Origin of the sequence: Novosphingobium kalidii (genome assembly GCF_040534015.1) — a bacterium.
GTDB lineage: Bacteria > Pseudomonadota > Alphaproteobacteria > Sphingomonadales > Sphingomonadaceae > Novosphingobium > Novosphingobium kalidii.
Genome location: NZ_JBEWLY010000024.1, coordinates 1 through 26,702 on the forward strand (window position 1 = coordinate 1; position 26,702 = coordinate 26,702).

Sequence of the window (26,702 nt, forward strand, 5' to 3'; positions counted from 1 at the left end):
GTGACAAGAAGTTCGTTCGCCGGCGGGCCGCCGCTCCGGCTCAAGGCCTCAGAAGAGGCTGCATACTTAGAAGGAAGATAATCATGGGCTTTTCCGTAAACACCAACACTGGCGCGTTGGCAGCTCTGCAGAACCTGACCGCGACGAACAAGGGTCTCGACACCACGCAGAGCCGCATCAACACCGGCCTGGCGGTTTCGTCGACCAAGGATGACTCGGCCAAGTACACCATCGCGCAGAAGCTGCGCGGCGATGTGGGCAGCCTGTCTGCGGTCACCTCTTCGCTCAACCGCGCAAAGAGCACGACGGATGTTGCCGTGGCTGGTGCGGAGCAGATCTCCGACCTGCTGAATCAGATGAAGACGAAGGTCACCGAAGCTTCGGACGCTGGTCTCGACCAAGACAGCCGGAATGCGATCGCGGCGGACATGACTTCGTTGAAGAAGCAGATCAACTCGATCATCGACTCGTCTGAGTTCAATGGCGTCAACCTGCTCAAGGCTCCGGCTTCCGGCGCGACGGGTACGGTCAGCGCTCTGATGGGGACCAAGTCGACGTCGACCACGAACGTCATCAGCGTCGCCAACCAGGGTCTCGACGCGTCCGCAGCCACCGGCCTCGGTGCTGCCGGCAGCGACATTGCGCTCGCCTCTGCCGCCGCAGCTGACACGCTGAAGGGCACGATCGATACGTTCGCCACGGCGGTCTCGACATCGCTGAAGACTCTGGGTTCAGCTTCGCGTCAGATCGACGGTCAGCTGTCTTTCACCAGCAAGCTGTCGGACGTGATCGAAGGCGGTATCGGCAACCTTGTTGACGCCGACCTCGCCAAGGAATCTGCAAAGCTGCAGTCTTTGCAGGTCAAGCAGCAGCTGGGTCTGCAGGCTCTGTCGATTGCCAACCAGGCGCCGCAGTCGATCATGTCGCTGTTCCGTTAATAACGGATCAGGGACGTCTCGAACGTCTAAGATTTTGGGGGGTCGGAGTGAGAAGCTCCGGCCCCTTTTTATTCGGTTGGCATGCAAAGGCGCGTGAACTGAGCGCTTTCTAAAGACTTCCGATCGTTGGGCTCTCACCTGCCGTCTGCTTTATCTATGGCTGGCCGTCGGGCCAAGCGCGGCTGGCACGTCTTAGCGGCAATTCATTTGCTCCCTACCGAAGGAGCACGCTACCGTCGACGCGATGCTGACCAAACAGAATGAGAAAGCGATCGATCGCTTCGTGGAACGCCTCGGCCTGATGTCAGAGCGCAATGGATCGACGCGAACATTGGGGCGCATTTTCGCCATTCTGATGACAGCGGATCGGCCATTGAGCTTTTCCGAGATAGCGCAACGCCTCCAGATCAGCCGCGGGGGCATGAGCATGAATGCTCGCAGCCTCGTCGAACAGCGTCTGATCGAGCGGGTTAGCCTGCCGGGCGAGCGGCAGGACTACTTTCAGCTGCCACAAGATCTCTGGCGGCGTCTTTTCGAGCGTCGAATGCGGCAGGACAAGGAACTGTTCGATACGACGATGCAGTTGATGAACGAAGATGCATCCCTGTCGGCTGATGTTCGTAAGGATCTTGATCAGCTTACCCGGGTCCTGCAACTCTCGCTGGAAGCGCGATCGAAGCTGATGGAGACGCTATCCGTCTCAGCGGCCGATCCAGAATGATGTTGCGACAAAACCATCTGGCGAACTTTCATTGCTATGCCGGTGTTCAATAACTATTGAACAGTTCTGATGAGCTCCACACCGCATTTCACGACCTGGGCGCGCCTGGGATTGACGTTTGCAGGTGCGGCGTTGCTGTCTGCCTGCGCGTCCACCGTCACCGAGCCGCCCGCGCTTTCGCAAGTCGTGGCCGAGCCGCCCGACACGTTTCTCGCCGCCGCCTCGGGGCAGAACGGTGCGGTCGATGACCAATGGTGGTTGCGCTTCAACGATCCCCTGCTGACCGGATACGTCGAGCGCGCGGTGGAAAGCAGCCCAGCTGTCTTGCGGGCGATCGCCCGGTTGGAACAGGCAGGCGCGGCTGCCCGCATTGCTCGCGCCGATCTGTTGCCGCAAGTCTCCGCTGGCATCGACGCTAGCCGCAGCCGCCAAAATCTGTCCGGTAGCGGGTTCGGAGATCTATTGACCGGCGGGGGTGGAGAGAACGACGCGCCGACCAGCTTTACCACGGACAACTATCAGCTGACCGGGCGGGTATCGTGGAATGTCGATCTGTGGGGACGGATCGGTGCACAAACCGCCGCTGCGCGCGCGGAATTTCTGGCCAGTGCGGAAAACCTGCGCGCGACGCGGCAGTCGATCGCGGCAGAGGTGGTGCGCAACTATTTCAATGTCGTGACCACCTCCAACCAGGTCGCGGTGTCCGACGAGCTTGTCGACGCAATCGAAGAGGTTACACGGCAGGTGAGCAATCGCGCGCAAGTCGGCGTGGCTCCGCCCAACGATCGCACGCTGGCCATCGCAAATCTGGGACAGGCTCGGGCCGGGCTGGCGCAGCAGCGCGAGGCGCTCCAACGCGTCACGCGCGGTTTCGATCAGCTCATCCGCGCCTATCCGGACGGCGCTGTCGCAACTGCGGCGGCACTGCCGCCCGTTCCGCCGCCGCCGCCTGCTGGCCTGCCTGTTGATCTGTTGCTGCGCCGCCCCGATATACGCGCCGCCGAATGGCAGTTGCGTGCCGCCGGGTTCCGGCTTGATGCGGCGCGGCGGTCCTTCCTTCCGGACATATCGCTGACGGGCAATGCCGGCACCTCCAGCAATGCCCTGGAAGACCTGCTCAAAGGCGATTTCTTCATCTGGACAATCGCTGGATCGCTGCTGCAGCCGATATTTCAGGGAGGTCGGCTTCGGGCGCAAGTCGATCAGGCGGAAGGCGTGCGGACGGAAGCCATCGCGGCCTATGCGGAAACCGTGTTGCAGGCGCTAACCGAGGTGGAAACTGCCTTGGCCGTGGAGGAACAACTGCTCGCCCGCCAGGCGGCGCTGGAAGCGGCCGCCAAGGCGGCGCGCGCCTCGGTCGAGATCTCTTTCAATCGCTATCGTGCCGGTCTCGATCCCTTCGTGACGGTGTTAGAAAGCCAGCAGCGCGCGCTGGATGCCAATGCAGCCTACCTGGAAGCGCTGTCCGCGCGGCTTGACAATCGCGTAACCCTTCACCTGGCTCTTGGCGGAGGGTTTGGCGACGTGCCGCCCGCCGCGCCGCCTCAGGATTGACAACACGCCATGGTTTCCATCGCCCGCATTTGCGTCCCGATCCTTCTCGGTTTTTGCCCGCTTCTTGCCGGTTGCGGCGATAACGCCGATTCCCAGGAGAAAGCCGAAGGCAGCGAAGCGCCGGCCGCCAGCGTACGGATCGCGCGCGCCTCGGTCGAACCGATCCAGTCCTACATCTATGCGCAGGGCACTGCGCGCGCGGCGCAGCGGGAGTTCCTGTCGTTTCAGCAGGCGGGACGCATCACCTATATCGCGCCCGGCCTCCAGGTCGGCTCTCCGGTGCGCGAGGGGCAACTGATCGCGCGGATCGAACCAGCGCGCGCGCAATCGGAATACGCTCAGGCCCAGGCCGGGGTTACCGGGGCACGGACCGAACTGACTGCGGCACAGGCTTCGCTCAGCGAAGCGCGCGCGCAGATGGAACTCGCCCGCCAGACCTTCGAGCGTTTCAGAACTCTGCTACGGCAGAACAGCGCATCGCAGCAGGAATATGACGAGGCGGAGGCCCAGCTAGCCCAAGCTCGCGCCGCCGTTCAGAAGGCAGAGGCGCAAGTCGCCGCCAATCGCGCACAGATCGGTTCTGCCAGAGCGCAGCGCGAAGCTGCGCAAGTTACAGTGTCGGAAACGCGGATCGTCTCGCCGATATCGGGCACGCTCGCCCGTCTGAATATCGAGCGGGGCCGATATTTCTCCCCTGAGTACGTGCAGGCGGGTGACGAGAGCTCGGCATTGTCGACAGTGCCGGTGCTGGTAATCGATGCCTCCAAGTTCGAGATAACCGTCGATGTCCCTTCCTTTGCCAGCGGGGCAATCTCGGTGGGAGATGAAGTGCTGATCCGCAGCAATGAGGGCACTCTCGGTGTGCAGGGCAGTCAGTCGCCCCGCGCATCGGCCGATGCGCCGCCGTTTCCCGATGAGCAATCCGTGATACGCGGTCGGGTGAGTGCGGTCAGCCCTTCGCTCGATCCGGTGACGCGCACGTTTCAGGCGAAGATCCGCACGGTCTCGGGAGCGCGCCAATTGCGTGACGGCGAATTCGTTTCGCTGTGGATCAAAGGACAGGAGGCCGAGAAGAAGCTTTCGATCCCGCTGGATGCCATTCGCTTCCAGGACAACCAGCCTTTCGCCTTTGTCTACAATCCCAAGACCAACACCGTATCGCGCCGCGCGCTTGAGGTAGGGCAGAGCGGTTCGGACGTGCGCGCTGTCCTTTCCGGCATTCGCGCCGGGGAGTGGGTGGTCACTTCGGGCAATGGCCGCATCAACGATGGCGATAGGGTGCGCGTGCTCAGCCGCAGCCCGCGATCGGCGGGCGCGCAAGGCAATCTCAAGTGAGCGCACCCCACTCCGGTTCCGATGAAGACGGCACGTCGCATGGCGAGGATGCGCCTGAGGTAGGCAAGGCGGCGAATTTCTTCTTCCTCAAGACAACCTTCGGTATCCTGCTGCTGCTGATCATGAGCATCGGCGGCCTGCTGGCGTATACGCAGCTGGTGAAGGAGTCGCTGCCCGATTTGGAAATCCCGCAGGCGACGATCACGACGCAGTGGCCGGGCTCCGATCCGCAGACCATCGAGCAGCAGGTTACCCAGCCGATCGAGGATGAACTGACCTCACTGGCTGGGGTGGATACGATCACCAGCGCCTCATTTGATAGTTTCTCGCTGATCTCGGTCGAATTCCAAGCCGATGCCGATGCACAGAGCTCAATCCAGCGATTGCGTGCCGCGGTGGATAAGGCCCGGGCCGAGCTGCCCAGCGAAGCAGAGCAGCCGAGCATCGAACAGGTTTCGGTCGACGACCGGCCGATCATGACCATCGCCCTCTATGGCGAGGCAGGCGACGTCGCGCTAAGCAATTTGGCCGAACGCGCCCAGGAACGGCTCGAACGACTGTCGGGCGTCAACGAGGTAGAACTGGGGGGCGCGCGCGAGGAGATCGTGCGCATCCTGCTCGATCCGCATCGCCTATTGGCGCTGGGACTTTCGCCCACCGCCGTGCGCGATGCGGTTCGCAGCGCTAATCTCGACCAGCCCTTTGGCGAGCTCGAGAGCGATCAGCTCACCGCCGTCGTGCGGATGGAGGGCCGCTTCCGCACGCCGGAGGATCTTGCCCGCCTGCCAGTGGCGCGAGCGCGGAACGGGGGCGGCAGCGGTGCGCCGATCCTGCTTGGCGATATCGCGACGGTGGAACGCGCCCTCGAAGCCGAGAACAGCAAGGCCTTCTACCAGGAAGGCAGCCAAGGTTACATTCCCAGCGTTTCGCTTTCGATCAAGAAGACGCCAGGCGCCGACACGATTGAGATCGTCGATCTGGTCAGCAGTGAAATGCAGGCCATGCGCGATGGCACGAACTGGCCGGCCGGTGTCAGATACGCGATCACTCAAAACGAGGCGGAGACCATCTGGGACGCGCTGATCGGCGTCTTCAACAATGGCTGGCAAGCCATGCTGGCGGTGTTCGTCATCCTGCTGCTGGTGTTGACCTGGCGCGAAGGGCTGATCGCCGGGCTTGCAATTCCGGTGACCTTCGCGGGCGTTCTGCTCGTGATCATGCTGCTGGGTTACACGCTGAACGAGCTGGTCATCATCGGCATGGTCCTGGCGCTCGGCCTGCTGGTCGACGTGTTCATCCTGATGATGGAGGGGCTGCACGAAGAAATCTACGTGCAGCGCCGCAGCTTCAACGAGGCGGCGCTCTCCACCATCAAGCAGTTTGCCGTGCCGGCCTTCGCCGGACAGCTGACGACGATCCTTGCGCTGGCGCCGCTGATGGCGATCGGCGGGGTGTCGGGCAAGTTCATCCGGGTGCTGCCGATCACGGCTATCGCTTGCCTGGCGCTTGCCTATGCCGTCGCGCTGCTGATCTGCGTGCCGCTGTCGCGCTACCTGTTGGAATCCCAGGCGAAAAACAAAGAAGAGCGTGAGAAGTCGAAGGCGGATCGGCTAAGCGAGCAAGCATCGGCACGGCTTTACGATTTTGCCAAAGGCCACGTGCTGTCGAGCAAGAAGCGCGCGGGCGTCATCGTGCTCGCATCGCTCGGCGCCTTCGTGATTTCCATCGTGCTGTTCATGCAGACACCGCTCGAGCTTTATCCCGATACCGATGGCAAGACGTTGGGAATCGATGTCGAACTGCCCGCGGGTACCACGCTGAACCAGAGCGAGCGCGTCGCCCGCGCCGTCGGCGCCATTTTGCGCGAAAAGCCCTATTTCGATAGCGTCATCAAGCTGGTGGGCCGTAAGAGCCCCTTCACCTCGACGTCCGCCGCGTCCTCGCTGCAGCCTTCGGAAGCGGAGAATTTCATCGGCTTTTCCGCGATTTTCAAGGAAAGCGACGAGCGAGCCGAGCCAAGCTACGTCCTGGCCGAACAGCTGCGAGCCGAGCTTTCCAACTGGCTGGATTCCAACGTCGCGGGTGCGACTTTGCTGGTCGTGCCTGAAACAGGTGGACCGCCGTCGGGAGATCCCATCGAAATCCGCTTGAGCGGGAACGATTACGGCACGCTGCAGCGCGTGTCGCAAGAGGTTCAGGATCTGCTCAAGGCGACCGACGGCGTCATCGACGTGCGTGACAATCTGGGCAACGTGAACGCCGAGGTGCGGTTGCTCCCCAAGAGGGAGGCCATTGATTTCTATGGTCTCGACCTGGCTGACGTGGTCGCGCAGCTCCGCTTTGCCCTGTCGAACGATACTATCGCCACGTTCCCCACTGAGGGTACTGACGACGATCTCGATATTCGCATGGGCACGGCTTGGCCGGGCCGCGATCCGGGGGCAAGTGGTGGCCCCGCCAGGCTGGACGACATCGCGCTAGCCCGCGCCTTTACTCGCGAGGGGCAATCGGTTCCCATGGCCTCGGTCGTGCGCCTCGTGCAGGGCGAGGCGCCGATCTCCATCACACATGTCGGCGGCCAGCGCAGCCTCACCGTTCTGGCGAAGAACCAGGGCCGGCCCGTGAACGACATCATCGAAGCCATCCGCCCTAAACTTGATAGCATGGCGGCCAAGTGGCCCGACGGGTACACATATACCGTCGCCGGCGAGGCGGAAGAATCGGCTGAGACCTTCGGCTCTGCCGCCATCGCGCTGGTCGTGGCGCTGCTCCTGGTGTTCGGCGTACTCGTCATCATGTTCGACAGCTTTCCCCAGGCGTTCATCCTGATAACGACTATGCCGCTGGCGCTGATCGGCTCGTTCACCTTCTTCTGGCTGTTTGGCCTCTCGTTCTCTTTCTTCGCGATGATCGGGGTGATTGCGCTGATCGGGGTGGTGGCGAACAATGGCATCGTGATGGTCGATACGATGAACCGTCATCTGCTTGCCGGGGTGGACAAGGTGGAGGCTGCTGCCCGTGGTGTTGCGGATCGCCTGCGCCCCATCCTGACCACGTCAGTCACAACCATCGTTGGGCTGATACCGCTTGCTATCGGCAATGCGATGTATCGGCCCCTGTGCCTGACCATCATCTTCGGGCTTATTTCATCGACGGTGATGTCGCTGTTCGTCGTCCCGGCGCTGTATATGCTGCTGACCCGCAAGAAGGCGGCGTCGTAGCTCCCCCAGCGGCGGGAAGTCAGGCCAGGGCCCTGCGAGCCAGATAGGCCGTTCTGCGGTTACAGGCGAACGTTTGCTGTTATTGAAGTTCTGCCGCCCGACCCGCCGAGCCGGCGCAGCTGTTAGCTCGCTTCCATTGGTCGTGACGAAGCGTCTTCGAACCGCGGCGCCCGCTGAAAGTCGCCTCGGCCGAAGGGACGATCTGTGAAGAGATAGCCGTAGTAGAACCGGCGCAGTCGTTCATGAAAGTCGCGGATGCGGTCCTGATAGGCGAGTTGGCCGGTAAGGTCGGTTTCCGCAAGGCGCATCAGCAGCGCCTGGACCCCGACGGAAGGAAGTACCCAGCCGAGCGCCCGGGCCGCTGCGTCTCGACGCTCCAGCCCAGCGCGATAGGCGCGGACTTGCGGCGCGACGCTCTCATCGCCGTTCTGATGGAAGGCAAGATACCACTTGTAGTGGAACTCTGGGCCAAGCGGAGCCGAGTTCGACCACTCGGGGTGGTTTGCGTAAAAGCGTCGCATGGTGTCCTCGCGAGGGACGTCCCAGGCGTGGTTCACCTTTTCACGCTGCGCGAGCGTGATCTCGGCACCTTGGGTGACCGGAACCGCGCGATTGATGATGACGTTTCCGAGCGTGGGCACGATCAGCACGAGCACCAGCCAGGCGGCCGCCAAGGTTGCGGCATTCGCGATCGAACTCCAGCGCAATCGGCCGACAAGAGCCGCAAGCGCAATCCAGAACAGCAGATAGGCCGCAGTCACTGCCAGCACGATCAGGATCGAGGCCGGGGTGACGCCTTCCACGAGGGCCGCCACAAGGAACGGAAGCGCGAGGCAAGACCAGAGCATACCGAGCCGCAACAAAGTGCGCCTTCGCCTCAGCGCCGCGCCGCCCTGTGGCAGAGCATCGAGGGTTCGCTGTCGCCCCGCTTCACGTTCGCCAGAGATCAAGTCGTGGAACAGCGCGATCACGAACAGCGGGGTAAGGAATACCAGCACGAATGCAAAGTCGAACCGTCCGGGCAGAGCCAGTTCCGGGTTGAAGGTATCGCCGTCGTAGATCTGCGCCTCCAGCCCCAGCGCACGGACGCGCAGGATGTAGGGGGAGACGTCACGCATGCCGAGCGCCGCGAAGGCGAGCGGCGATGGGGCGTCCCACGTCGGATGAAAGCTGTAGTATGCAGCGCTGCCCGCGTCTTTGGTGCGGTCTACATAGTCCGCGACAGCGCCGATGTCCTCCGCTTGAGCGGCCGGTATGGCGGCGATGGCGGCGCGCTGGCGGGCTACCTCCGCCATACCCGCTGCGAGGGCGGCGATAGTGAGCAGCATGAGCAGGACGAGCGAAAAGGAGCTGAGGCGCTGGCGGACCAGCAACCGAAGTTCATGAGCCCAAAGGTTCATCGGCGGGCTCCCAGGCGGCGTGTGGCAATGACCAGCAACACTGCGCCGACCACGAGCCACAGGCATATCACGGCGAGTCCGGGCAGGGCTGCACGCGCCAGCGCCTCGCCCGTGGGCGCCGCGAAGGCGAAGCTGGGCATGGCGCTCCAGTTGCTTGCATCCACGCGTTTGCGGCGGTCGGCCCCTGAATCGATCGCAGTGTCATCGGCATAGGTGACATCCTCTGCCTGCATCCGATTGAGGCGCTGGACCAGACGGTAGCGATAGGCTTCTGCCTGCTCCAGGAAACGGCGGTGCGCGGCGAAGTCAGTACCGGCCGCGGCCATGGACAACGACCGCAGCGCGATGGCTGGACTTACCAGGCCGAAAGCGTCGACGATGCCGTTCTGACGCTCCTGCGCGGAGTAACTTTCCCGCGCATACTGATCGAACAGCGCGGAAGTAAGCCGCTCGCCCTCGATCGCGAGCAGGCCCTTGAAGTTGACCGGCAGGTCCTCCACCCGCGAGACCTCATAGCGCTGCAGCAGGCTCTGCTTGAACTCGGCAAAGTGCGGGTCATCGGGATTGTGACTGTCTCCCAGGCGGCGTAAGTCGCGGGCAATGGAGACGTCGGTTTGCAGCCGGTTCTCCAGCGGCACTAGGTTGGCGGCTACATCGGGTGCCAAGCGCGGCAACAGAACTGTCGAGACGGCCCAGATCGCCAGCAGTGCAAGCAGTGCATCGCGGCTGCGGCGCACCAGCGCTGAAACGAGCAGCACCAGCACTGTCCACAAGGCAAGATAGGCGACATATCCAAGCGCGATGACCAGCATCGGCAACGCCGTGGCGCCCGGCTGCATGCCGATCGCGAGCAGGCCCAGCAGGGCCGGCAAAGCTGCGGCCAGGGCCACGGTGACGAGCGCCACCAGCTTGCCACCTATCAGCTGCCCGCGGCTGACGCCCTGCAGCATCAGGAGCTTGAGCGTTCCCCGTTCCGTTTCGCGCGACACGGCTCCGAAGCCAAGGAAGATCAGTAGCAGCGGTGCCACGACTTGCAGGACGAAGGCAGGGGTCAACTGGCCGAAGCGGACCAGCAGAGAACTTTGCCGCACGTCACCGAAGTTGGCGGTGTTCTGCCGGTGTCCTTCGAGGAACATGCTGTTGCCGGTGAAGGCGTCCACTCCAGGATCGAACGCGGCGAGCGGTCCCAGCGGGCGGAAGATATAATGGCCGTAATGCACCACGCGATGGGGATGGCGGTCGGGCTGGGCGTCGAAGGCGTGCTCGGCCTCATGCTGGTGCCGCTCGCGCAAGTCGGCAATGGCTTGCTGGTGCGCCCAACTGCTCGTCACCGCGACCAGCGTCAGCAGTGCAAGGAGCGCGAAGGCGACGATGGCGACGCGATTGCGCAGCATCAGGCGCAGTTCGTCCCGCGCGATCAGACCGATCGGGCTCATGCGGGCGTTCGCTCGCTGGCGACCTGAAAGCGGGCATGAAGCGCGCGAACGTCGAAGCGATCCGGACCGCTCGCCAAAACCTCGTGGGTTACGCGCCCCCCCTCCAGGAAGGCGATGCGATCCGCGACGTCCGCTGCCGAAAGAAGGTCGTGCGTCACCATCAGCACGGTCGTGCCTCGCTCGCGGACGGCGGATACGAGCGCGTTGAAGTCTGCCGTGGCGCGCGGGTCGAGGCCGGAGGTCGGCTCGTCCAGCAGCAGGACCGGAACCGCGCGGAGCAGAGCAACGGCAATCGCCACCTTTTGGCGCATTCCCTTGGAGAAGCCGCCGAGCCGCTGGTCCCAGGCGCGTTCCTGCAGGCCCGCCCCCGCTAGCGCGTCGGTGATGGCGCTGCGGCTGTGGCGTTCGCCTGACAGGGCAAGAAGGTAATCTGCATTTTCGACCGCCGAGAGATGTTCGTAAAGCGCCACGTTCTCAGGCAGATAAGCGATACGACGTCGTGCGCCGTCGGGATCGTTGCCGGGATCGATGCCGCATACGACGATCGTGCCTGACTGTGCTTTGGCGAACCCCAGCAGCGCCGCCAGAGTGGTCGACTTTCCCGCTCCGTTGCCGCCCAGCAGCGCGGTGATGCTGCCGGCCGGGACGCTGAGCGATAGCTCGTCCAACACGCGGTGCGCACCGTAGGCAAGCGTCAGGCTCTCGGCGAGGATGGGATCGGGGTTCGTCGAAAGCATTGGTACCTCAGGAATCAAATGGCGGGTGCGCTCATGCCGCAAGCTGCCTTATGTAACAAGATATCATTGACGATGATATATCGTTACGGCATCAGGCCGCGCGTCTTCGATAGAGCACGACGAGGACCCAAACCGGGGGAAATACATGTTACGCCTTTCACCGTACGCCAGCTCGTCTGCCGCGTGCCTTTCCTTAGCACTCGCGCTGTCCATCACGTCCGTGCGTGCTCAGGCAGCGGAGCAGGATGGGGCCGCGGACATCACCGTTTCGGGTGTAAGGCAGGCATATCGCGGTGATTTCACGCTGGCGGAGATCCCCCAGTCTATCGCGCAGATCAGTGAGAAGACGTTGCAGGAGAACAATATCCTGCGCTTGTCCGATGCACTTGACCTCAACGCGTCCGTCTCACGCCAGAACTCCTTGGGAGGCCTGTTCGACAGTTTCGCCGTTCGCGGCTTCGCGGGCGACGAGAATATTCCGACAGGCTACCTCGTCAACGGGTTCAACGGCGGTCGGGGCTTCGGCGGTCCGCGCGATGTCGCCGGGATCGAACGGGTGGAGGTGCTGAAGGGACCGGCCGCCGCGCTGCTGGGGCGCGGTGAACCCGGTGGCACCGTCAATCTCGTCACCAAGCAGGCGGAACTGGGCCGCAGCTTCGGCTCGGCGTCGCTCCAGTACGGCAGCTTCGACCGGGTTCGCGGGCAGGCGGATGCGAATATCGCGCTGACCGGCAGTCTGACCGCGCGATTGATCGGCTACGCCGAGGACGGCGACACGTTCAGAGACACGGTGGAGCACAAACGCTGGGGCTTCCTGCCGTCTATCGGCGTGGCGCTTGGCGATGCGACGCGGCTTACCTACGATTTCGAGTGGACACGCACCGAAGTGCCGTTCGACCGCGGTATCGTCGTTCTCGAAAACAACTTCAAAACCGTGCCTCGCTCGCGCTTCCTTGGCGAACCGGCCGATGGCGATACGGTGGCCCGGACGACCGGTCACCAGCTTCGCCTCCAGCATGATTTCAATGAAGACTGGAGCGTGCTGGTCGGTGCCAGCCTTCGCGACACGCTTCTGACCGGCTTTTCCTCGGACGCCGAGCTTGTGCCCTCCCGCCAAAAGATCTTTCGCGACGGCCGCTCCTTGTCGCGCCAGCGCCGCTCACGGCGGTACGACTCCCAGCAATGGGTGGTTCGCGCTGAACTGTCCGGCGAGTTCATGACGGGCAGCCTCCGACATCGCGTGCTGATCGGTGCTGACCATGATGAGTTCAGCAACGAACAGGATTTCCGCCGCACTCGCCCTCCGGTCCTCGGCCCCGCGACCACTGATCGAGCAGGCAATGTCATCGATGTGCTTGATCCCGTTTACGGGCGCTTTCCGCTGCCCGTTCCTGGCCCGCAAACTGATCGGCTTGATGTTCAGAAGTCTACCGGGCTGTTCGTTCAGGATCAGATCGAGCTCACCGACGGGTTGCAGGTGCGCGCGGGTGGGCGCTATGATCGTGTCTCGCTGCGAACGGACAACCGGCTGACCGGTGTCGAATCTCGTCGCGAGCGGAGCCGCTTCAGTCCGCAGGCGGGCATCGTCTACCGGGTAAGCGAACCGCTGACCGTATATGTCGCTTACGGGGAGGGCTTTCGCGCGAACATCGGCACGGACGTGAATGGCACGATCTTCGATCCTGAGACCAGCACGTCCAAAGAGGTTGGCCTGAAGCTGACGGCGCTGGAAGGGCGGCTCAACGGCACGCTAGCCGTGTTCGAGCTGAACAAGAGCAATGTGCTTGCCAGCGACACCGCCAATCCCGGTTTCTCGGTCGCGATCGGAAAGGCGCGCAGTCGAGGGGTAGAGCTTGATCTGACCGGGCGCCTGCCTGGAGACGTCGATGTACTGATGAGCTACGCTTTCATTGACGCCGAAGCACGATCGCGCGTGCTGGACCCGAACTTTTCGTTCCAGATCCGCCCCGGTGACCCGCTTATCAACATACCCCGGCACAACCTGAACATTCAGGCGGCCAAGCGTTTCGATATTGGCGGCAGGAGCGCGCAACTGGGTGCGGGCGTGCAGTACATCGGCGAGCGAGCGGGAGAGACCGGAACCACCTTCACGCTCCCGTCTCACACGCTCTTTCGTGTGTTCGGAGACGCCGAACTGATGCAGGGCGTCACTGCGTTCGGGGCAATCCAGAACCTCTTCAATGCGCAGTGGTATGCCAACAGCTACTCGCCACTATGGGTGCAGCCGGGAGCGCCGCGCACGGCGTCAATCGGTCTGCGCGCCACTTTCTGAGGGCAACGTGATGGCAATTCTAGCCTACGCAGCCGCACTTGCGCTGCCTTCTCCGGCCGTAGCGACGGCCCAGCCTTTGCCAGCTCTGCCTGCCGCGGTGCTGCCGCCGGAGCTACCTTGGTCAGGCGCGAGCGAGACCCTGGTTGCCTCGGCGAACGATCCCTGGATCACCCCGGCGGAACAGGCTGGCTTCGCCACGACGCCACGATACGCGCAGACGCGCGCCTGGCTGGAGCGGCTCGCCGCCGCGTCCTCGGTAATCTCGCTGGAAACGTTCGGCCGGACGGGACAGGGGCGCGAATTGCTGATGGTGCGCGCCAGTACGGGCAGAGGTGCCGGTGGCGCTCCCAAGCCGGTGGTGCTGGTGCAGGCAGGCATCCATGCCGGAGAGATCGACGGCAAGGATGCAGGGCTGATGCTGCTGCGCGATATCGCTTTGCGTGGAAAGAAAGGCCTGCTCGATCGCGTGGATCTCGTGTTCGTGCCCATCTACAACATCGATGGTCATGAGAAGATGAGCCGATGGAACTTCCCGGCTCTTCGCGGGCCGCTGGAGAAAGGGTTCGTCGCCAACGCGCGCAACATCAATCTCAATCGCGACTATGCGAAAGCCGACGCACCGGAGACGCGGGCGATGGTCGCCCTGCTGCGCCGGCTGGATCCGATCCTTTATATCGACTGCCATGTCAGTGACGGTTTCGACATGCAGTACGACATTACCTTCACGTACGCGGGCTGGGGTCGCTACGCCTATCACCGCGCCACGGCAGATTGGCTGATGAACAGCTTCGGTCCGCGGGTGACAACAGCTCTGGAGCGCGCCGGACACATACCGACCATTTACCCGAGCCCCATTGACACGCGGAACCCATCCGCCGGCATCCGGCAGGCACCCGAAGGGCCGCGCTACTCCACTGGTTATGGCGACTTCATCGGCGTGCCGACCGTGCTGGTCGAGAACCACATGCTGAAGCCTTACCGCCAGCGCGTGCTTGGGACTTACGTGCTGCTGGAGGCTGCACTCCGTCTGGCGAGCGAAGATGCCGAGCGAATAGCCGCTGCAAAGGCGGCCGACCGCGCCAGCCGCCCCAAGCAGATGCTGGTCCGCTGGAAACCGTCCGCCGAGCCGATCGACTGGGTCGAAGACTTCAAGGGCGTTGCATTCGAAACCTATCGATCACCTGCCAGTGGCAGGATGGAGCAACAGTGGACCGGCCAGCCGATCAGTTTCCGTATGCCCGTGATAGGGCAGGAGCCAGTTGAGACCGTTACGCTGCCGAAGGCTTGGTGGGTGCCGCCCGAACAGACCGATGTGATCGACCGCCTGCGACTGCATGGCGTCGCCTTTAAGGCCCTGGAGGCGCCGCGCACGTTGGTGCTCGATCGGGTTCACCTGCACGATTCAACGATCCGGCCTGCGCAGGACGGGCGAGTGCCAATCACCGCGACATTCGAGCATCGGACCGTTCGAGAGACTTTGCCTGCAGGCACGATCCGCGTGCCGTTCGACCAACCCCTCGGCCTGCTCGCCGCCGCGCTGCTCGAGCCGGAGGCGCCGGACTCGTTTCTTGCCTGGGGTTTCTTCCCCGAGATGCTATCTCCGGAGCCCGGTGTTGAGGATTTCGTCAGGGCTCCGCTCGCGGAGGCGTTACTGGAGCAGAACGCTGCGGTCAGAGAGGCTTTCGCAGCCAAGCTTGCGAACGATCAGGCATTCTCCGCCGATCCCGAGAAGCGGCTAGCCTGGCTCACTCAGCGACTGCCCGACCGCAGCCGTTTTCACATGACGTACCCGATCGCGCGGGAGCCTTGATCCGATCGCTGAAGGTTCCGCTCGAAGCCAGCACGAGGTGCCTAAGAAAGCGCTCACTGGCCGCAGATGTGGATCGTAAAGGCGCTGACAGTGATCCGTCGCGATAAAGCCGTTGTTGCGCCACGCAATTGCTGAACGACCTCCTTACTGCCAAACGTATGAGTATGGAGTGCGGCGTGCGCTTCGATAAATGGCGAGAGGGCGAGAGGGATGGCAGAACATGCAAAGCGCTGCGCAGTGGTTACAGGCGGCGGATCGGGCATCGGGGAGGGGGTAAGCCGGCGCTTCGCGCGCGACGGGCACAAGGTCGCCATTCTCGACATCGACTCGGACAACGCGGAGCGTGTGGCCGCCGAGATCCGCTCGGCTGGCGGCGTCGCGCAAGCCTATCGCGCCGACGTCTCCATGCGCGCGGATATGGAGGCCGCGATCGGCGCCGCCAGAGCCGCATTGGGCCCGGTGGGAATCCTCGTCAACAACGCGGCCATTGAGGCGTTCACGCCGTTCGATGAAGTGGATGACGCGGCGTGGGAACGGATCATGGCGGTGAATGTCCGTGGGCCGTACCTTGCGGTGCAGACCGTGCTGCCCGACATGCAGGAGGCGGGTTGGGGGCGGATCGTCAACATCGCTTCCCTGGCCGCGCAGATCGGTGCGATGAACATGTCTGCCTACAGCACATCGAAGGGCGGGATCGTGGCTTTCACCCGTACTCTGGCGGTCGAACTCGGGCCAAAGGGCATCACGGTCAACGCCATCGCCCCGAGCTTCATCGACACCCCCATGGCGCGCCGCGCCATCACCGGCGATGACTTCACGAAGCAATTCGAGGCGATCCTGGCTGGCTATCCCATTGCGCGGATGGGCCGCCCGGACGAAATCGCCGCCGCATGCGCCTATTTCGCCGCTGAGGATGCCGGATACACGACCGGGCAATTGCTCGGTGTGAATGGCGGCGCAGCGTTCTAGGGGCGCAATCAGCCGGGCCGCGCGGGAATGTGCCCGATGCCACACAGCTGCCTCGACAGTGCATCCGGCAACTCCCTATGCCCTGTCGGGGAGCGCTGTCCGACTGCCGACACTCGAATACATCAGAGTTGACGCCGACTCGCGGACCGCCATACGCCTGCGCATGGAAAGCGGCTGGCACAGATGACGCTGACCTTTGATTCCGATCGTGAACGGGAAAGCAGTCATCCCGCTTTCGGAAGAGGCGTGCATTTCTGCATCGCGCAGTACCTGGCGCGCCAGCAACTGGAGGAAGGCCTTCATCTGATCGCCCGTCGCATCCAGGCGCCGCGCCGAGACGGCCCGATAGCTTGGCGCCCCTTCCTCGGCGCATGGGGGCTGCGCACTCTGCCGATCCGCTTTACGGCCGAAGATCACCGAGGCGCGAGCATCGGTTTAGATGCTCTCGCCTCAGCGCACCGCGGCCCGTCGGCGTTAACCCGCTCGGTTGTGGCGGATGAAGCTCCTGAACGTCATGCAATGCTCATGCTGCAGCCCAATGGATATCCACTGGCAGCTCCGTACCGGCCAACGCGCGACCGATGGGGTAGAGTGAGGACTGCCCTTGCTTGATAGCGGTCTCGATCACCGCACGCTTCTCTTTACCCGTCACCGCGATCATGAGCGCGCGCGCAGTCGTGATCGCGGCCAGGCTGAGCGTGACGCGGGGCACTGGTGCGTCTTCAGGCATCGGATCCGGCATTACGCCCAATGCGCGGCGCTCTTTTGGGCCACTGAGTGCCTCGTCGAGATCGGGACCCGGAAAGATGGACGCGGTATGCCCGTCACTCCCCACACCCAACAGGCACAGGTCGAGAGGCCAATGCAGGTCCTGCATAAGCGCATCCGCGGAACGTCCGGCAGCCTTGTAGTCCGCTATCGCGTTCGGCACGATCGGCATCACCCGCGCGCCCTTGGGCAAGAAGAACTTGGCGAGCGTGGTCACGTTGCTCAGCGGGTCGCCCAGCGGGACGATGCGTTCATCTCCCGGGATGATCGTGACGCGCTTCCAGTCCAGTTTCGCCGACGAGAGCTTCTCGTAGATCGGGACCGGTGTCTTCCCACCAGCGAGCGCGATCACGGCAGCGCCACGAGCGTCGATCGCGCTTTCGATGATGAACCCGATATCACCCGCTACCGCGTCTGCCATCTCGGCCGCATCATCATATTCCCACCACTCGACTTCGTCGCTCACATGGTCTTCCTTGAACAGTGACTGATTTGCGCCGGCGATGCCGCACGGGCTCTTCGCTCGGCCTAGGCCGCATCTTTCTTCGCGGCCAACGGATTGTGCGCGGATGCGGGCAACTTCGCGATACCGCCGCCTCGACGGCATCGCCCTGAGCCCAGCTATCAGCCAGGCAAGCCCCTCGCGCCTTTCTGCACACCACATGTGAGGATGTGCTGTATTTTCAAGGTGTGCGGCGGTAGCGATGGGCTGGCGTGCACATGCCCCGGCGCGAACCGCACACCGTGAAGTTATGACCGGGGAAGCGCTTTCAGCTCGCGCGGGCCCGTGATCTCGGCAAGGATGTCGTCGGCGTTGCTGGTCTTTCCGCCGATACCGGCTTCAAGCAATTGCCTGTCGAGGTCGGCGCCGGACTCGATCTCTGCCATTTCCGCTCCCGCTTCCAGGCGGGCGCCCAGCTGAGCCTGACGATCGCGAATCCGCTCGAGCGACCCGACCGCGCTGCCAAGGCGCGAGTTCACGCCCGCGTGCGAGGAAGCGATCGCCTTCTGAGCGCGCTGGAGCGAGTCCGTCGCCTTGACGCTCTCGACCTCGCGCTTCATCGCCGCGATACGCTGCTCGGTGTCCTTGACGGTGCGCAGCATGGCTTGTTGCTGTTGCTGCATGTTGGCGTGGTCCGCCTCGTCACGTGCGAGTTCCGAGCGAACCGCGGCGACACGCTCGGCCAGTCCACGCGCGAGGTCCTCACGGCCGGCATCCATGGCGGAGCGAGCATTGTGGATGTCGCGCTCTTCCTTGGCGCGGTTGTCCTGGATGCGCTTCTCGATGCGCTTGGCGGTAGCCATCATGCCGGCGAGATCGCTGCGGGCCTGGCGCAGCGCGTTGTCCGCGTCTCGGAGTTCCTGATCGAGGATGCGCATGGCCTGGCTGTCCACGACAGACTCGGCCGCTTCATTGGCACCGCCGCGCATGGCGGTAAACAGTTTGCCCCAGATGCTCATGCGGGCTCTCCTTCAGCCTCAATCCATTCGGTAATCCACTCGGCGGCCTCGACGGCGTTCGCGGCGAGCACGGCCACTTCCTCGATCAGTGCCTCGGCCGTCGAACGTGCGGAGAGCGATCCGAACAGCTCGTACCACTCGGTCCCCCCAAGGTTCGAGATGCCGAAGGTCGACAGCGGGATGAGCTTGTGGACCGACAGGGCCCGACGTTCGAACTGTTCACGCTGCGGTATGGTTTCGCAGGGTGTCAGCAGCACGCTGCACAGGATCTGCTCACCGCTGGCGACCATCAGCACGTCAAGCTGGCCGCGCTCCTTGAGAGTGATGCGCAAGACATCGCTGCCCTGTTCGACGTTCACGTCGACATCGCCGAGCTCCTCAGGGTCGGCGGCGAACAGACGGGTGAGGCTGGAAATGTCCCAACCTCCGGGCGGTACCGGCCATTCTGCGTTCATCCGTTTATCCTCCGACATGCTTGCGGGACTGCGGGGCGGATATATAACCGTCCCGCTCGCTCGCCTTTCTAGTGGCCGCACGCGCGCGGGCAAGGGGGGACATTGCCGCGCATCGTCAGCATATGGCAAAGGATCTACGTCGCGATCGCTACGCTCTCATGGGGCGTGCTGGCGGCATCCTTTTTGGCTCACGCGCTGCTTTCCTACGCTCTGTTTATTGCCGCGGGTGAGACCCAGCTGACGGACAGCCCGATAACTTTCGCCTACTTCTACATGACGACGGCGACGACGGTCGGGTACGGCGATTTGTCGCCGGGCGGAGACACGGGTCGGCTCGCTAACGTCCTTGTCGTCTTGCCGGGCTCGATCGCCCTGTTTACGGTGTTCCTCGGCAAGGTGGTCACGTCCATGAGCACCTTCTGGAGGCGACGATTGCAGGGATTTGGCGACTACTCCGAACGGTCTGGCCACACGCTTGTCGTGGGTTGGCAGGGGGTGCGCAGTCGCCAGGTCGTCGAGGGGCTGCTGGAAGATCGCCACGCCCGGGCGCCCAGGATCGTGCTTCTGGCGCGGGGGATTGAGGCCAATCCCATGCCTGACCACCTCGATTTCGTCGCCGTTGAGCAACTCAGCGACTTCTCCAGCTATGCTCGCGCGGGAGCTGCTGGCGCACAGACTCTTGTCATTCGCGGGGCTGACGACGACGAAACGCTGGCGGCTACGCTTGCAGCCAAGAGCGCGGCACCTCAGGCTCACATCGTGGCGCATTTTCAGGAGGAAGGCGCCGCACAGCTCGTGCGCCATCAGCTTTCCGGCGTCGAAGTCGTCACCTCCATCGCTGCCGGTTTGCTGGTGCGTGCCGCGCGCGATCCCGGGGCGTCGCAGCTGGCCGAGCGGATGTTCGCCAGCCACTCGGTCGATACGGCTTTCTCCATGCAAGTGCCGGCCGAGGCGGGCAAGCTCGTTTACCTGGAGGTGCTGCTGGGGCTCAAGCGCAGGTATCGCCTGACCCTGATCGGCATGTGCCGCGATGGCGGACGCAGCGTCGACCTCAACTGCCCTTCGGACTGCGAGGTTGGACCTCGCGACACCTTGTTCTACATCGCTGATCACCGGGTCCGGGCTGAGACGGTGGACTGGACCGCGATGCGCAGCGAGGTGATAGCAGCATGATCCGCTCCTGGTTCGGTAAGGGGCGCAGCGATCCCCAGCTTCCGCAAGAACGCGGCCCGCTGCGGTGCGCCATCAGCGGCGCGCTCGAGATTGATACGCTGGGTCTTCAGGCATCGCTGGCAGCCGGAGAGCCTGCGATGGGACCGCCGACAGGGGGCAACTTCATCGTCAGCGCAATCGGCACTGCCCGGCTCGACGGGAACAGCGAACTCACTCGCTACTACGACGATGATCACCGGATGATCCAGGTCATGGCGGGGCCGGGCGGCGGCGAGGACACGGTTCAGGATGTCAGCTTCTATGCGCCTTGGGACAGCGTCGTGCCGGGTGGTCCGTCAGAGTGGGCGCGGTGGACCGGACCTCGCGGGCTGATCGGCGCACCGGAGTATGACGCTGACGGCATCCTGTTCTCGCGCTACTGGGGTGAGGGGCAGGACCACGCTGACCTTGTGGAGTTCGTCGAGACCGTGGACGATGGGGATGAGACACGCCAGATTCACCAACGCTGCATGCTCTACTCGCGCTCGGTCGGGTCGGGCGAGGAAATGCTGCTGCTCAATATCGAGCGTGACTTGGCGCATCAGGCGCAAGCACAAGGGGCGGCAATCACCTTCATGATCGGCTATGGGCTGGGTGCGGCCGACATTCGTCGGGTCTGAACAGGCGTAGGCTGCCGCGGGGGCAGGCCCTTACACACGGAGAGGTTATGTACGGATACGTTGCGGGGTTGCCCGCATTTCTCGCCTACTTCGGAACCGGGATCGTGCTTCTGGTTGTCTTTGCCGCGCTGTATTCGCTGGTGACGCCGCAGAAGGAACTGGTCCTGTTGCGGGCAGGCAATTCCGCCGCGGCCACAGCATACCTGGGTGCGCTGTTCGGGTTCAGCCTGCCGCTGGCCTCGGCTGCAGCCAATTCGGTCAGCATCGTCGATTTCGTTATCTGGGCGGTCATCGGCGGGTTGATCCAGTTGCTGGCTTTCGGCCTTGCGGCAGGCACGCAGAAGGAGCTTGCGACGCGGATCACCGGCGGAGAGATGGCGGCAGGGCTTTGGGCCGGCGGAGTGGCGCTGACGGTAGGCCTGCTCAACGCCGCCTGCATGACGTACTGAGCGTTCAGGAGGATACTGCCATGGTCGATTCTCGACCCCAAGCACCACGCCGGCGCCGGTTCGCTGGTCGTACCCGGCCCACGCTAGCGCTAGGCGGCCTCGCGGCTGCCGCCAGCTTTACCCTGGCCGGCTGCGGAGGAACGCCCGAGTTCGACAACGCGCAGTTCACGTCCGTGAGCGAATGCGTGAAAGCCGGATTTCCGGATGACTTGTGTCAGACGAGTTACGGCGCGGCTTTGCAAGAACACCAACAGGGCGCGCCGCAGTTCAGCAATCTCAGGTCTTGCGAGCAGGAGTGGGGCCAGGAGCAGTGCGTGCCGGCCTCCGGCACGAGCGCGTCGTCGGGCAGCAACATCTTCGTGCCGATGCTGGCTGGCTTCGTCCTCTCGCGAGCACTGCAGAGAAACTATTACGATCGCGGGCCCGGCTTCGCTTATTATGGCGGCTACGGCGGCTCCCCGATCTACAGGGATCGTGGCGGTTCAACAGTGACAGTCGATCGCAGCGGCGGCCGTGCGATCAAAACGCCTGTCAACGTGAACACCACCACCGTCGCTCGCAGCGGCTTCGGCGGGATGGGTAAGTCACGCAGCTTCGGCGGGTAGAGCACCCAGATGCAACGTCTCACTTTGCCTGAGCGGCCGGACTGGCGCGATAAGGCGCGCGCCATCGGCTTCGGCTTCCATGAAATGTATGGTGAGCCTTACTGGTTCGAAGGCGCAGCGTACGCGTTCACGCTGGACGAGATCGAGGAGAAGATCGAAGGCCCGACCGAGGTGCTGCACGAGTTGTGCATGGATCTCGTCGCCGAGGTGGTCGAGGACGAGGCCTTGCTTCGGCGCCTGAGCATCCCCGAAAATCGCTTCGATCTTGTGCGTGCAAGCTGGCGCCAGGGCGATCGGCACCTCTACGGTCGCTTCGACCTTGCCTATGATGGGATGGGGCCAGCAAAGCTCCTCGAGTATAATGCGGATACCCCGACAGCCATCTTCGAGGCCGCCTATTTCCAGCACAACTGGTTGATCGACCAGATCGAGGCCGGCGTTCTTCCCGAAGGTTCGGACCAGTTCAATCTGCTGCAGGAAAGCCTGATTGAGGCATTCGCGTCGTTCTCTGCTGACCGCATCCTGCACTTCGCATGTTGGACCGCGAACGACGAGGATCGTGGCACCTGCAGCTATCTCATGGACTGCGCGGTTCAGGCGGGACACAGCGTAGATATGATCGACATTCGCGCGATCGGCACCGACGCTCAAGGCCGGTTCACCGATCTCGCCGATCGCACCATCGAGCGTTGCTTCAAGCTCTATCCGTGGGAAGACATGCTGCGCGAGCCCTTCGCGCCACATCTGAAAGCTGGCATCTTCATCGAGCCGGTCTGGAAGTCGATCCTGTCGAACAAGGGGATTTTACCGCTCTTGTGGGAGCGTCATCCCGATCACCCCAACGTGCTGCCGGCCTACTTCGCCGATGATCCGCGCGCCGGCGACTTGCCGGCAGCGGTGTCCAAGCCGCTGTTCTCTCGTGAGGGAGAGAACATCTCCCTCATCGAGGACAGCGTCGTCGTCGAGACGACCCCAGGCGACTACGCGGAGCAACCGCGCATCGTTCAAGCTTATGCACCGTTGTTCTGCGCAGACGGCCAGCATGCCGTTCTCGGCAGTTGGGTCATCGGAGACCGGGCCGCCGGCCTCGGCATGCGCGAGGATGGCGGCAGGATCACCCGCAACCTCTCTCGCTTCGTGCCGCATTTGATTACCAGTTGAGGCGCGCCACCGCCGTCACCCTGCTCCGCCGAGGCGCCTTCGGTCCTCCTGGTCGATGGCCACAAGCGATATGCCCTTGCTCTCGATCATGAGGAGTGCCGACCCGAGGCTGACTGCGCCCGCAGCAAGGATGTAGAACGCGATCGGCAGCCAGTCGTCATACTCGCGTAGCAACGCGGTCCCGACCAAAGGCGCCCATGAACCCGCGACGATGGCAGTGACCTGGTAGCCGAGCGACACGCCGGAGTAGCGCATCCGAGTGGGGAACATTTCGGCCATGATCGCCGGCTGCGGCGCGTACATCAGCGCGTGTACGATCATGCCCATGAAGATCGCGCCCAGCACGATAAGGGCGCTTCCGCTTCCAAACATCGGAAAAGCCGCAAAAGGCCAGGCCATCGTGAGCGCCGCTCCCGCGATATAGACTGGCTTGCGCCCGATGCGGTCGGCGAGCGTCCCGATCGGCGGAATGACCAGGAAGTGCAGGATGTGCGCGCAGAATAGCAGCGTCAGGATCTCTGTCGTATCCACCCCGATGTGAGCAAGGTACGTGATCGAGAAGGTGACGACCATGTAATAGAGGATGTTCTCGCCCACCCGCAGCCCCATCGCGGTGAACACCCCACGAGGGTAGCGGCGGAAGACCTCTGTAAGGCCGTAACCTTCGTGCGCGTTCTGCTCGGCTTCGGCTTTGGCGGCTTCGAAGACCGGCGAGTCTGCCACTTGGGTGCGGATATAGTAGCCGATGCCGACGATAACGACCGACAGCCAGAAGCCGATGCGCCAACCCCACTGCAGGAAACTCGCTTCCGACAATGTAGCGGAAAGCACCAGTAGCACGATCGTGGCCAAGACGTTGCCAAGCGGAACGCCTGCCTGGGGGAAGCTGCCCCAGAACGCCCGGCTCTTGTTGGGGCTGTGTTCCGCGACAAGAAGGATCGCGCCGCCCCATTCGCCCCCAAGAGCAAAGCCTTGGATGAAGCGAAGAAGCACGAGCAGCACGGGCGCCCAGTAACCGATGCTGCCGAACGTCGGGAGGCAACCCATCAGGAAGGTCGACACACCAATCATAACGAGGCTGAACTGAAGCAGCGACTTTCGCCCGATCTTGTCGCCGATGTGTCCAAAGACGATGCCGCCCAAGGGTCGCGCTATGAAGCCGACGGCATAGGTGGCGAACGCGGCTATGATTCCGTCGAGTTCGTTGCCGGTCTGGGGGAAAAAGAGCTTGCCGAAAACAAGAGTCGCGGCTGTGCCATAGAGGAAGAACTCATACCATTCGACCACGGTTCCGGCCATCGAGGCCCCCACCACTCTGCGCAAGTAAGGCAGATCGGCTACTTCTTCGTGCTTCATCGCTGCGTGCAATCCTCATCACGTATCGAGATGCCGAATAACGCATCCGGCGCTGGACGACACCCGTCGCAGAGCGCCCCCGAAAAAGGCGATAAGTTCTGCGACGGCGCTTGGCCATGCCCCGACAGTGCAGCAGCGGAATGGCTCGCCGTCAGATCCCGAAGCGCTGCTTGATCGCGCGGTAGCGCTCCAGCAGCATCGCGCTGCGTTCTTGGGGCGTCACCATCGCCGTGTCCGCGGGCAAGTGATCCATCACCTCGGCGCGGGGGACCAGCATGGTGCGGAAAGTTGCGGGGTTGCGGCTCATCAGGTTGCGGTACGTCAGGTTGCCGTCACTGAAGCCCTGCGTATCGAGCCAGTTGTGAACGCCGGGGTTGTCATGGCTGAGGACAAAGCGAACCACGGCATCGCTGTCGACCTTGGTACGCGCCGGGGTGTAGCTGGTGGGGCGGTGGAGGAAGTCCATCGAGCCCACGAAAGGCCCGCCCATGCCGAAGATCCAGAAGCCGTCGTGGAAGGGCATCTCGACGATCAGCGCCTCGTCCAGCTGGAGCCGCCAGATCATGTGGGCCGCCATGCGACCGCGCTTGGCATCGTCGGCGGTGTCGGCGGACTTGTCGGCGGGGAACTGGTTGCGCTGGTCGGGATCGCAGACCCCGCCCGAGGTCATCCAGGAGTGTTCCGGCCACTGCTGCATCAGGCCGGTCACGAAGTCACCGGCCCAGCCGAATGCCTCCATCATCTGCGCAGGGCTGGCCATCGGGCGCGGCTCGGCCATGCCGACGCGCTCGATGGTCAGGTGGGTTGGCGTTTCACTCCACGCGTCGAAAGCCTCGCGGATGAACAGCTTGCGGCTGCCGGGCGTGGTCGGGAGCCAGTTGCCGCTGCGCTCCTCGCCCCCGATGAACAGTTCGAACCAGCCTTCGGCATCGGTCTGGAGCTGCGAGCCCAGGATATTGGCCTCGGGGATGTCGCCGAACGGTTCGTGCAGCGGAGGGTAGTCGGTACCGGGGATCTTGTCCGGCTTGGGACCCTGAACTGTGATGTTGAGCCAGCGCGCGGCGCCGCGCTTGCCGGTGATGCGATACGTGTGCTCGCCCGAGATCCAGGCTTGGCGATAGGTGAAGTCGGCCACGTCTCCGCCCAGCTTCATCGTCGGCGTGGTGAAGTAGTGGATCTGCGGGAATGCCGGGTCGCGCGTTTCCAGGGCGAGGTCGAAGGCTTGGCCAAGGTTCTGGGTCAGGAACCGGAACCCGTCGGCGCGGTGAATCGGCGCGGGCGGGTTGACGTCCTTGAAGGCGTAAGAGCCGGCTTCCTTCAGCCGGTCGCAGAAGCGCTCCCAGGCTGCCTTGAGCTCCGCGTCGGCAGGTCCGTCTCCATAGGCCATGTCGTCAGGCTCCCAGTCGTTCAAGGATTTCCGAAAGGTTCTCGGCCGCCCGCCGCGAGGCTCCTGCCGCGCCTTCGCTCTCAATTCTTGGCCCGACCAGTTCGAGATCGAAGACGCCCTCATAGCCAGCTTCGAGCAGCCACCCGATCTGGCGCTCCAGCGGCACTGCGCCGTCTCCGGGCACCGCGCGCGAAGGGGTGCTGCGATCGCCGAGCACGTAGTCGCTGACTTGCACGAGATGCGTCAGCGGCATGGCGCGGGTGAACTTGGCCTTGAGGTCGCCTTCGTACCAGCATGCCCCGAGATCGATGCACACGCCGATATCGGCCATCTCGGCCAAACGCACGGTGTCCTCGATGGTGTGGGCGATATGGATGTCCGCATTGAACGGGTTGGCGTTCTCCACCAACAGCCGCACGCCGCGTGCTTCCGCCAACTCACGGCAGGGGGCGATCAGCCTCGTGAGACGCTGCGCGGCGTCCTCCCAGTCGAGCGAGCCGCGCCCGCCGGTGACGATGTAGAGCTGCGGCGCGCTCAGCCGTGCCGCGGCTTCGATGGCTTCGTTCAGGCGCTTGGCCGCTTCGCCGGTGTCACGCTCGATGTCCGGGAATTGGGCGAAGGGCTGGTTGAGCGTCATCGGCCGGGGGCCGCCGGGCGCCAGCGCCGCCTCGGCCTCGTCGAGCACGCCGGGGCCCAGCAAGTGCGGGTTGACCATGGTCATCCAGCCGATGCCCGCCTCGCGGCAGAACGCGACGAAGGCGGTCGTGCTTTGCCCCATGAACGCGACCTGGTGGAGGCAGACGCGCGGGTGCAT

Annotated in this window: 22 protein-coding genes; 13 read left to right on the top strand and 9 right to left on the bottom strand. The window is 63.5% G+C overall.

What is annotated here, in order from left to right; all coding sequences use genetic code 11:
- Positions 1-83 precede the first annotated feature (83 nt).
- The 5 genes from ABVV53_RS15315 (at position 84) to ABVV53_RS15335 (ending at position 7,769) form a co-directional block, all read left to right on the top strand.
- Complete coding sequence (locus ABVV53_RS15315; protein ID WP_353983499.1) at positions 84-938, top strand: flagellin; 855 nt, start codon at positions 84-86, stop codon at positions 936-938.
- 244 nt (positions 939-1,182) lie between these two features.
- A complete protein-coding gene (locus ABVV53_RS15320; protein WP_353985310.1) occupies positions 1,183-1,659 on the top strand; it encodes a GbsR/MarR family transcriptional regulator in 477 nt (158 codons plus the stop codon).
- Between the two features lie 69 nt (positions 1,660-1,728).
- The gene (locus ABVV53_RS15325; protein ID WP_353985311.1) at positions 1,729-3,213 is read left to right on the top strand and encodes an efflux transporter outer membrane subunit; all 1,485 of its coding nucleotides are present in this window, start codon (positions 1,729-1,731) and stop codon (positions 3,211-3,213) included.
- Between the two features lie 9 nt (positions 3,214-3,222).
- A complete protein-coding gene (locus tag ABVV53_RS15330; protein WP_353985312.1) occupies positions 3,223-4,548 on the top strand; it encodes an efflux RND transporter periplasmic adaptor subunit in 1,326 nt (441 codons plus the stop codon).
- Entirely contained in the window at positions 4,545-7,769 is a 3,225-nt protein-coding gene (locus ABVV53_RS15335; RefSeq protein ID WP_353985313.1) for an efflux RND transporter permease subunit, read from the top strand. The genes ABVV53_RS15330 and ABVV53_RS15335 overlap by 4 nt, the downstream gene beginning before the upstream one ends.
- Before the next feature lie 122 nt (positions 7,770-7,891).
- On the opposite strand, the gene ABVV53_RS15340 is transcribed toward ABVV53_RS15335, so the two are convergent.
- Genes ABVV53_RS15340 through ABVV53_RS15350 form a run of 3 tightly spaced genes read right to left on the bottom strand, consistent with a single transcriptional unit; the run spans position 7,892 to position 11,342 of the window.
- Positions 7,892-9,169, bottom strand: coding sequence for a DUF3526 domain-containing protein (locus ABVV53_RS15340; protein WP_353985314.1), 1,278 nt, complete (start codon positions 9,167-9,169; stop codon positions 7,892-7,894).
- A complete protein-coding gene (locus ABVV53_RS15345; protein WP_353985315.1) occupies positions 9,166-10,605 on the bottom strand; it encodes an ABC transporter permease in 1,440 nt (479 codons plus the stop codon). The genes ABVV53_RS15340 and ABVV53_RS15345 overlap by 4 nt, the downstream gene beginning before the upstream one ends.
- On the bottom strand, positions 10,602-11,342 hold the full coding sequence (locus tag ABVV53_RS15350; RefSeq protein ID WP_353985316.1) for an ABC transporter ATP-binding protein: 741 nt from the start codon (positions 11,340-11,342) through the stop codon (positions 10,602-10,604). Before ABVV53_RS15350 ends, ABVV53_RS15345 begins: the two co-directional genes overlap by 4 nt.
- A 145-nt stretch (positions 11,343-11,487) precedes the next feature.
- Between ABVV53_RS15350 and ABVV53_RS15355 the strand changes: the two genes are divergently transcribed.
- The 3 genes from ABVV53_RS15355 (at position 11,488) to ABVV53_RS15365 (ending at position 16,414) form a co-directional block, all read left to right on the top strand.
- A complete protein-coding gene (locus ABVV53_RS15355; protein WP_353985317.1) occupies positions 11,488-13,635 on the top strand; it encodes a TonB-dependent siderophore receptor in 2,148 nt (715 codons plus the stop codon).
- A 10-nt stretch (positions 13,636-13,645) separates the two neighbouring features.
- Positions 13,646-15,445 (top strand): M14 family metallopeptidase, encoded by a 1,800-nt coding sequence (locus ABVV53_RS15360; RefSeq protein ID WP_353985318.1) that lies wholly within the window; start codon positions 13,646-13,648, stop codon positions 15,443-15,445.
- 210 nt (positions 15,446-15,655) lie between these two features.
- Positions 15,656-16,414, top strand: coding sequence for an SDR family NAD(P)-dependent oxidoreductase (locus tag ABVV53_RS15365; protein WP_353985319.1), 759 nt, complete (start codon positions 15,656-15,658; stop codon positions 16,412-16,414).
- 523 nt (positions 16,415-16,937) lie between these two features.
- Here the strand turns inward: ABVV53_RS15365 and pgl are convergent.
- From pgl to ABVV53_RS15380, 3 genes are all read right to left on the bottom strand, one after another.
- Entirely contained in the window at positions 16,938-17,648 is a 711-nt protein-coding gene (gene pgl, locus ABVV53_RS15370) for a 6-phosphogluconolactonase (protein WP_353985320.1), read from the bottom strand.
- Between the two features lie 284 nt (positions 17,649-17,932).
- The gene (locus ABVV53_RS15375; RefSeq protein ID WP_353985321.1) at positions 17,933-18,643 is read right to left on the bottom strand and encodes a PspA/IM30 family protein; all 711 of its coding nucleotides are present in this window, start codon (positions 18,641-18,643) and stop codon (positions 17,933-17,935) included.
- Positions 18,640-19,098, bottom strand: coding sequence for a DUF2170 family protein (locus tag ABVV53_RS15380; RefSeq protein ID WP_353985322.1), 459 nt, complete (start codon positions 19,096-19,098; stop codon positions 18,640-18,642). The genes ABVV53_RS15375 and ABVV53_RS15380 overlap by 4 nt, the downstream gene beginning before the upstream one ends.
- Positions 19,099-19,200: 102 nt before the next feature.
- Here ABVV53_RS15380 and ABVV53_RS15385 point away from each other — a divergent pair, with 102 nt between their 5' ends.
- From ABVV53_RS15385 to ABVV53_RS15405, 5 genes are read left to right on the top strand one after another with little or no spacing between them, the layout of a single operon-like run.
- Positions 19,201-20,271, top strand: a complete 1,071-nt coding sequence (locus ABVV53_RS15385) for a potassium channel family protein (RefSeq protein WP_353985323.1) — start codon at positions 19,201-19,203, stop codon at positions 20,269-20,271.
- The gene (locus ABVV53_RS15390) at positions 20,268-20,930 is read left to right on the top strand and encodes a DUF2491 family protein (RefSeq protein ID WP_353985324.1); all 663 of its coding nucleotides are present in this window, start codon (positions 20,268-20,270) and stop codon (positions 20,928-20,930) included. The genes ABVV53_RS15385 and ABVV53_RS15390 overlap by 4 nt, the downstream gene beginning before the upstream one ends.
- Before the next feature lie 47 nt (positions 20,931-20,977).
- Positions 20,978-21,379 (top strand): DUF350 domain-containing protein, encoded by a 402-nt coding sequence (locus ABVV53_RS15395; RefSeq protein WP_353985325.1) that lies wholly within the window; start codon positions 20,978-20,980, stop codon positions 21,377-21,379.
- Between the two features lie 20 nt (positions 21,380-21,399).
- Positions 21,400-21,984, top strand: a complete 585-nt coding sequence (locus tag ABVV53_RS15400) for a DUF1190 domain-containing protein (RefSeq protein WP_353985326.1) — start codon at positions 21,400-21,402, stop codon at positions 21,982-21,984.
- A gap of 9 nt (positions 21,985-21,993) precedes the next feature.
- The gene (locus ABVV53_RS15405) at positions 21,994-23,145 is read left to right on the top strand and encodes a glutathionylspermidine synthase family protein (protein ID WP_353985327.1); all 1,152 of its coding nucleotides are present in this window, start codon (positions 21,994-21,996) and stop codon (positions 23,143-23,145) included.
- Between the two features lie 15 nt (positions 23,146-23,160).
- Here the strand turns inward: ABVV53_RS15405 and ABVV53_RS15410 are convergent, their stop codons facing one another.
- The 3 genes from ABVV53_RS15410 to ABVV53_RS15420 all read right to left on the bottom strand — a co-directional run bounded on the left by ABVV53_RS15410 (position 23,161) and on the right by ABVV53_RS15420 (position 26,702).
- Complete coding sequence (locus tag ABVV53_RS15410; protein WP_353985328.1) at positions 23,161-24,501, bottom strand: MFS transporter; 1,341 nt, start codon at positions 24,499-24,501, stop codon at positions 23,161-23,163.
- A 151-nt stretch (positions 24,502-24,652) separates the two neighbouring features.
- Positions 24,653-25,912, bottom strand: a complete 1,260-nt coding sequence (locus tag ABVV53_RS15415) for a DUF1214 domain-containing protein (protein ID WP_353985329.1) — start codon at positions 25,910-25,912, stop codon at positions 24,653-24,655.
- Entirely contained in the window at positions 25,893-26,702 is an 810-nt protein-coding gene (locus ABVV53_RS15420) for a sugar phosphate isomerase/epimerase family protein (protein ID WP_353985330.1), read from the bottom strand. Before ABVV53_RS15420 ends, ABVV53_RS15415 begins: the two co-directional genes overlap by 20 nt.

Coding starts and splice junctions, on each gene's coding strand:
- ABVV53_RS15315 (WP_353983499.1), top strand. CDS start 84: ATGGGCTTTTCCGTAAACACCAACACTGGCGCGTTGGCAGCTCTGCAG.
- ABVV53_RS15320 (WP_353985310.1), top strand. CDS start 1,183: ATGCTGACCAAACAGAATGAGAAAGCGATCGATCGCTTCGTGGAACGC.
- ABVV53_RS15325 (WP_353985311.1), top strand. CDS start 1,729: ATGAGCTCCACACCGCATTTCACGACCTGGGCGCGCCTGGGATTGACG.
- ABVV53_RS15330 (WP_353985312.1), top strand. CDS start 3,223: ATGGTTTCCATCGCCCGCATTTGCGTCCCGATCCTTCTCGGTTTTTGC.
- ABVV53_RS15340 (WP_353985314.1), bottom strand. CDS start 9,169: ATGAACCTTTGGGCTCATGAACTTCGGTTGCTGGTCCGCCAGCGCCTC.
- ABVV53_RS15345 (WP_353985315.1), bottom strand. CDS start 10,605: ATGAGCCCGATCGGTCTGATCGCGCGGGACGAACTGCGCCTGATGCTG.
- ABVV53_RS15350 (WP_353985316.1), bottom strand. CDS start 11,342: ATGCTTTCGACGAACCCCGATCCCATCCTCGCCGAGAGCCTGACGCTT.
- ABVV53_RS15355 (WP_353985317.1), top strand. CDS start 11,488: ATGTTACGCCTTTCACCGTACGCCAGCTCGTCTGCCGCGTGCCTTTCC.
- ABVV53_RS15360 (WP_353985318.1), top strand. CDS start 13,646: ATGGCAATTCTAGCCTACGCAGCCGCACTTGCGCTGCCTTCTCCGGCC.
- ABVV53_RS15365 (WP_353985319.1), top strand. CDS start 15,656: ATGGCAGAACATGCAAAGCGCTGCGCAGTGGTTACAGGCGGCGGATCG.
- ABVV53_RS15375 (WP_353985321.1), bottom strand. CDS start 18,643: ATGAGCATCTGGGGCAAACTGTTTACCGCCATGCGCGGCGGTGCCAAT.
- ABVV53_RS15380 (WP_353985322.1), bottom strand. CDS start 19,098: ATGAACGCAGAATGGCCGGTACCGCCCGGAGGTTGGGACATTTCCAGC.
- ABVV53_RS15390 (WP_353985324.1), top strand. CDS start 20,268: ATGATCCGCTCCTGGTTCGGTAAGGGGCGCAGCGATCCCCAGCTTCCG.
- ABVV53_RS15395 (WP_353985325.1), top strand. CDS start 20,978: ATGTACGGATACGTTGCGGGGTTGCCCGCATTTCTCGCCTACTTCGGA.
- ABVV53_RS15400 (WP_353985326.1), top strand. CDS start 21,400: ATGGTCGATTCTCGACCCCAAGCACCACGCCGGCGCCGGTTCGCTGGT.
- ABVV53_RS15405 (WP_353985327.1), top strand. CDS start 21,994: ATGCAACGTCTCACTTTGCCTGAGCGGCCGGACTGGCGCGATAAGGCG.
- ABVV53_RS15410 (WP_353985328.1), bottom strand. CDS start 24,501: ATGAAGCACGAAGAAGTAGCCGATCTGCCTTACTTGCGCAGAGTGGTG.
- ABVV53_RS15420 (WP_353985330.1), bottom strand. CDS start 26,702: ATGCACCCGCGCGTCTGCCTCCACCAGGTCGCGTTCATGGGGCAAAGC.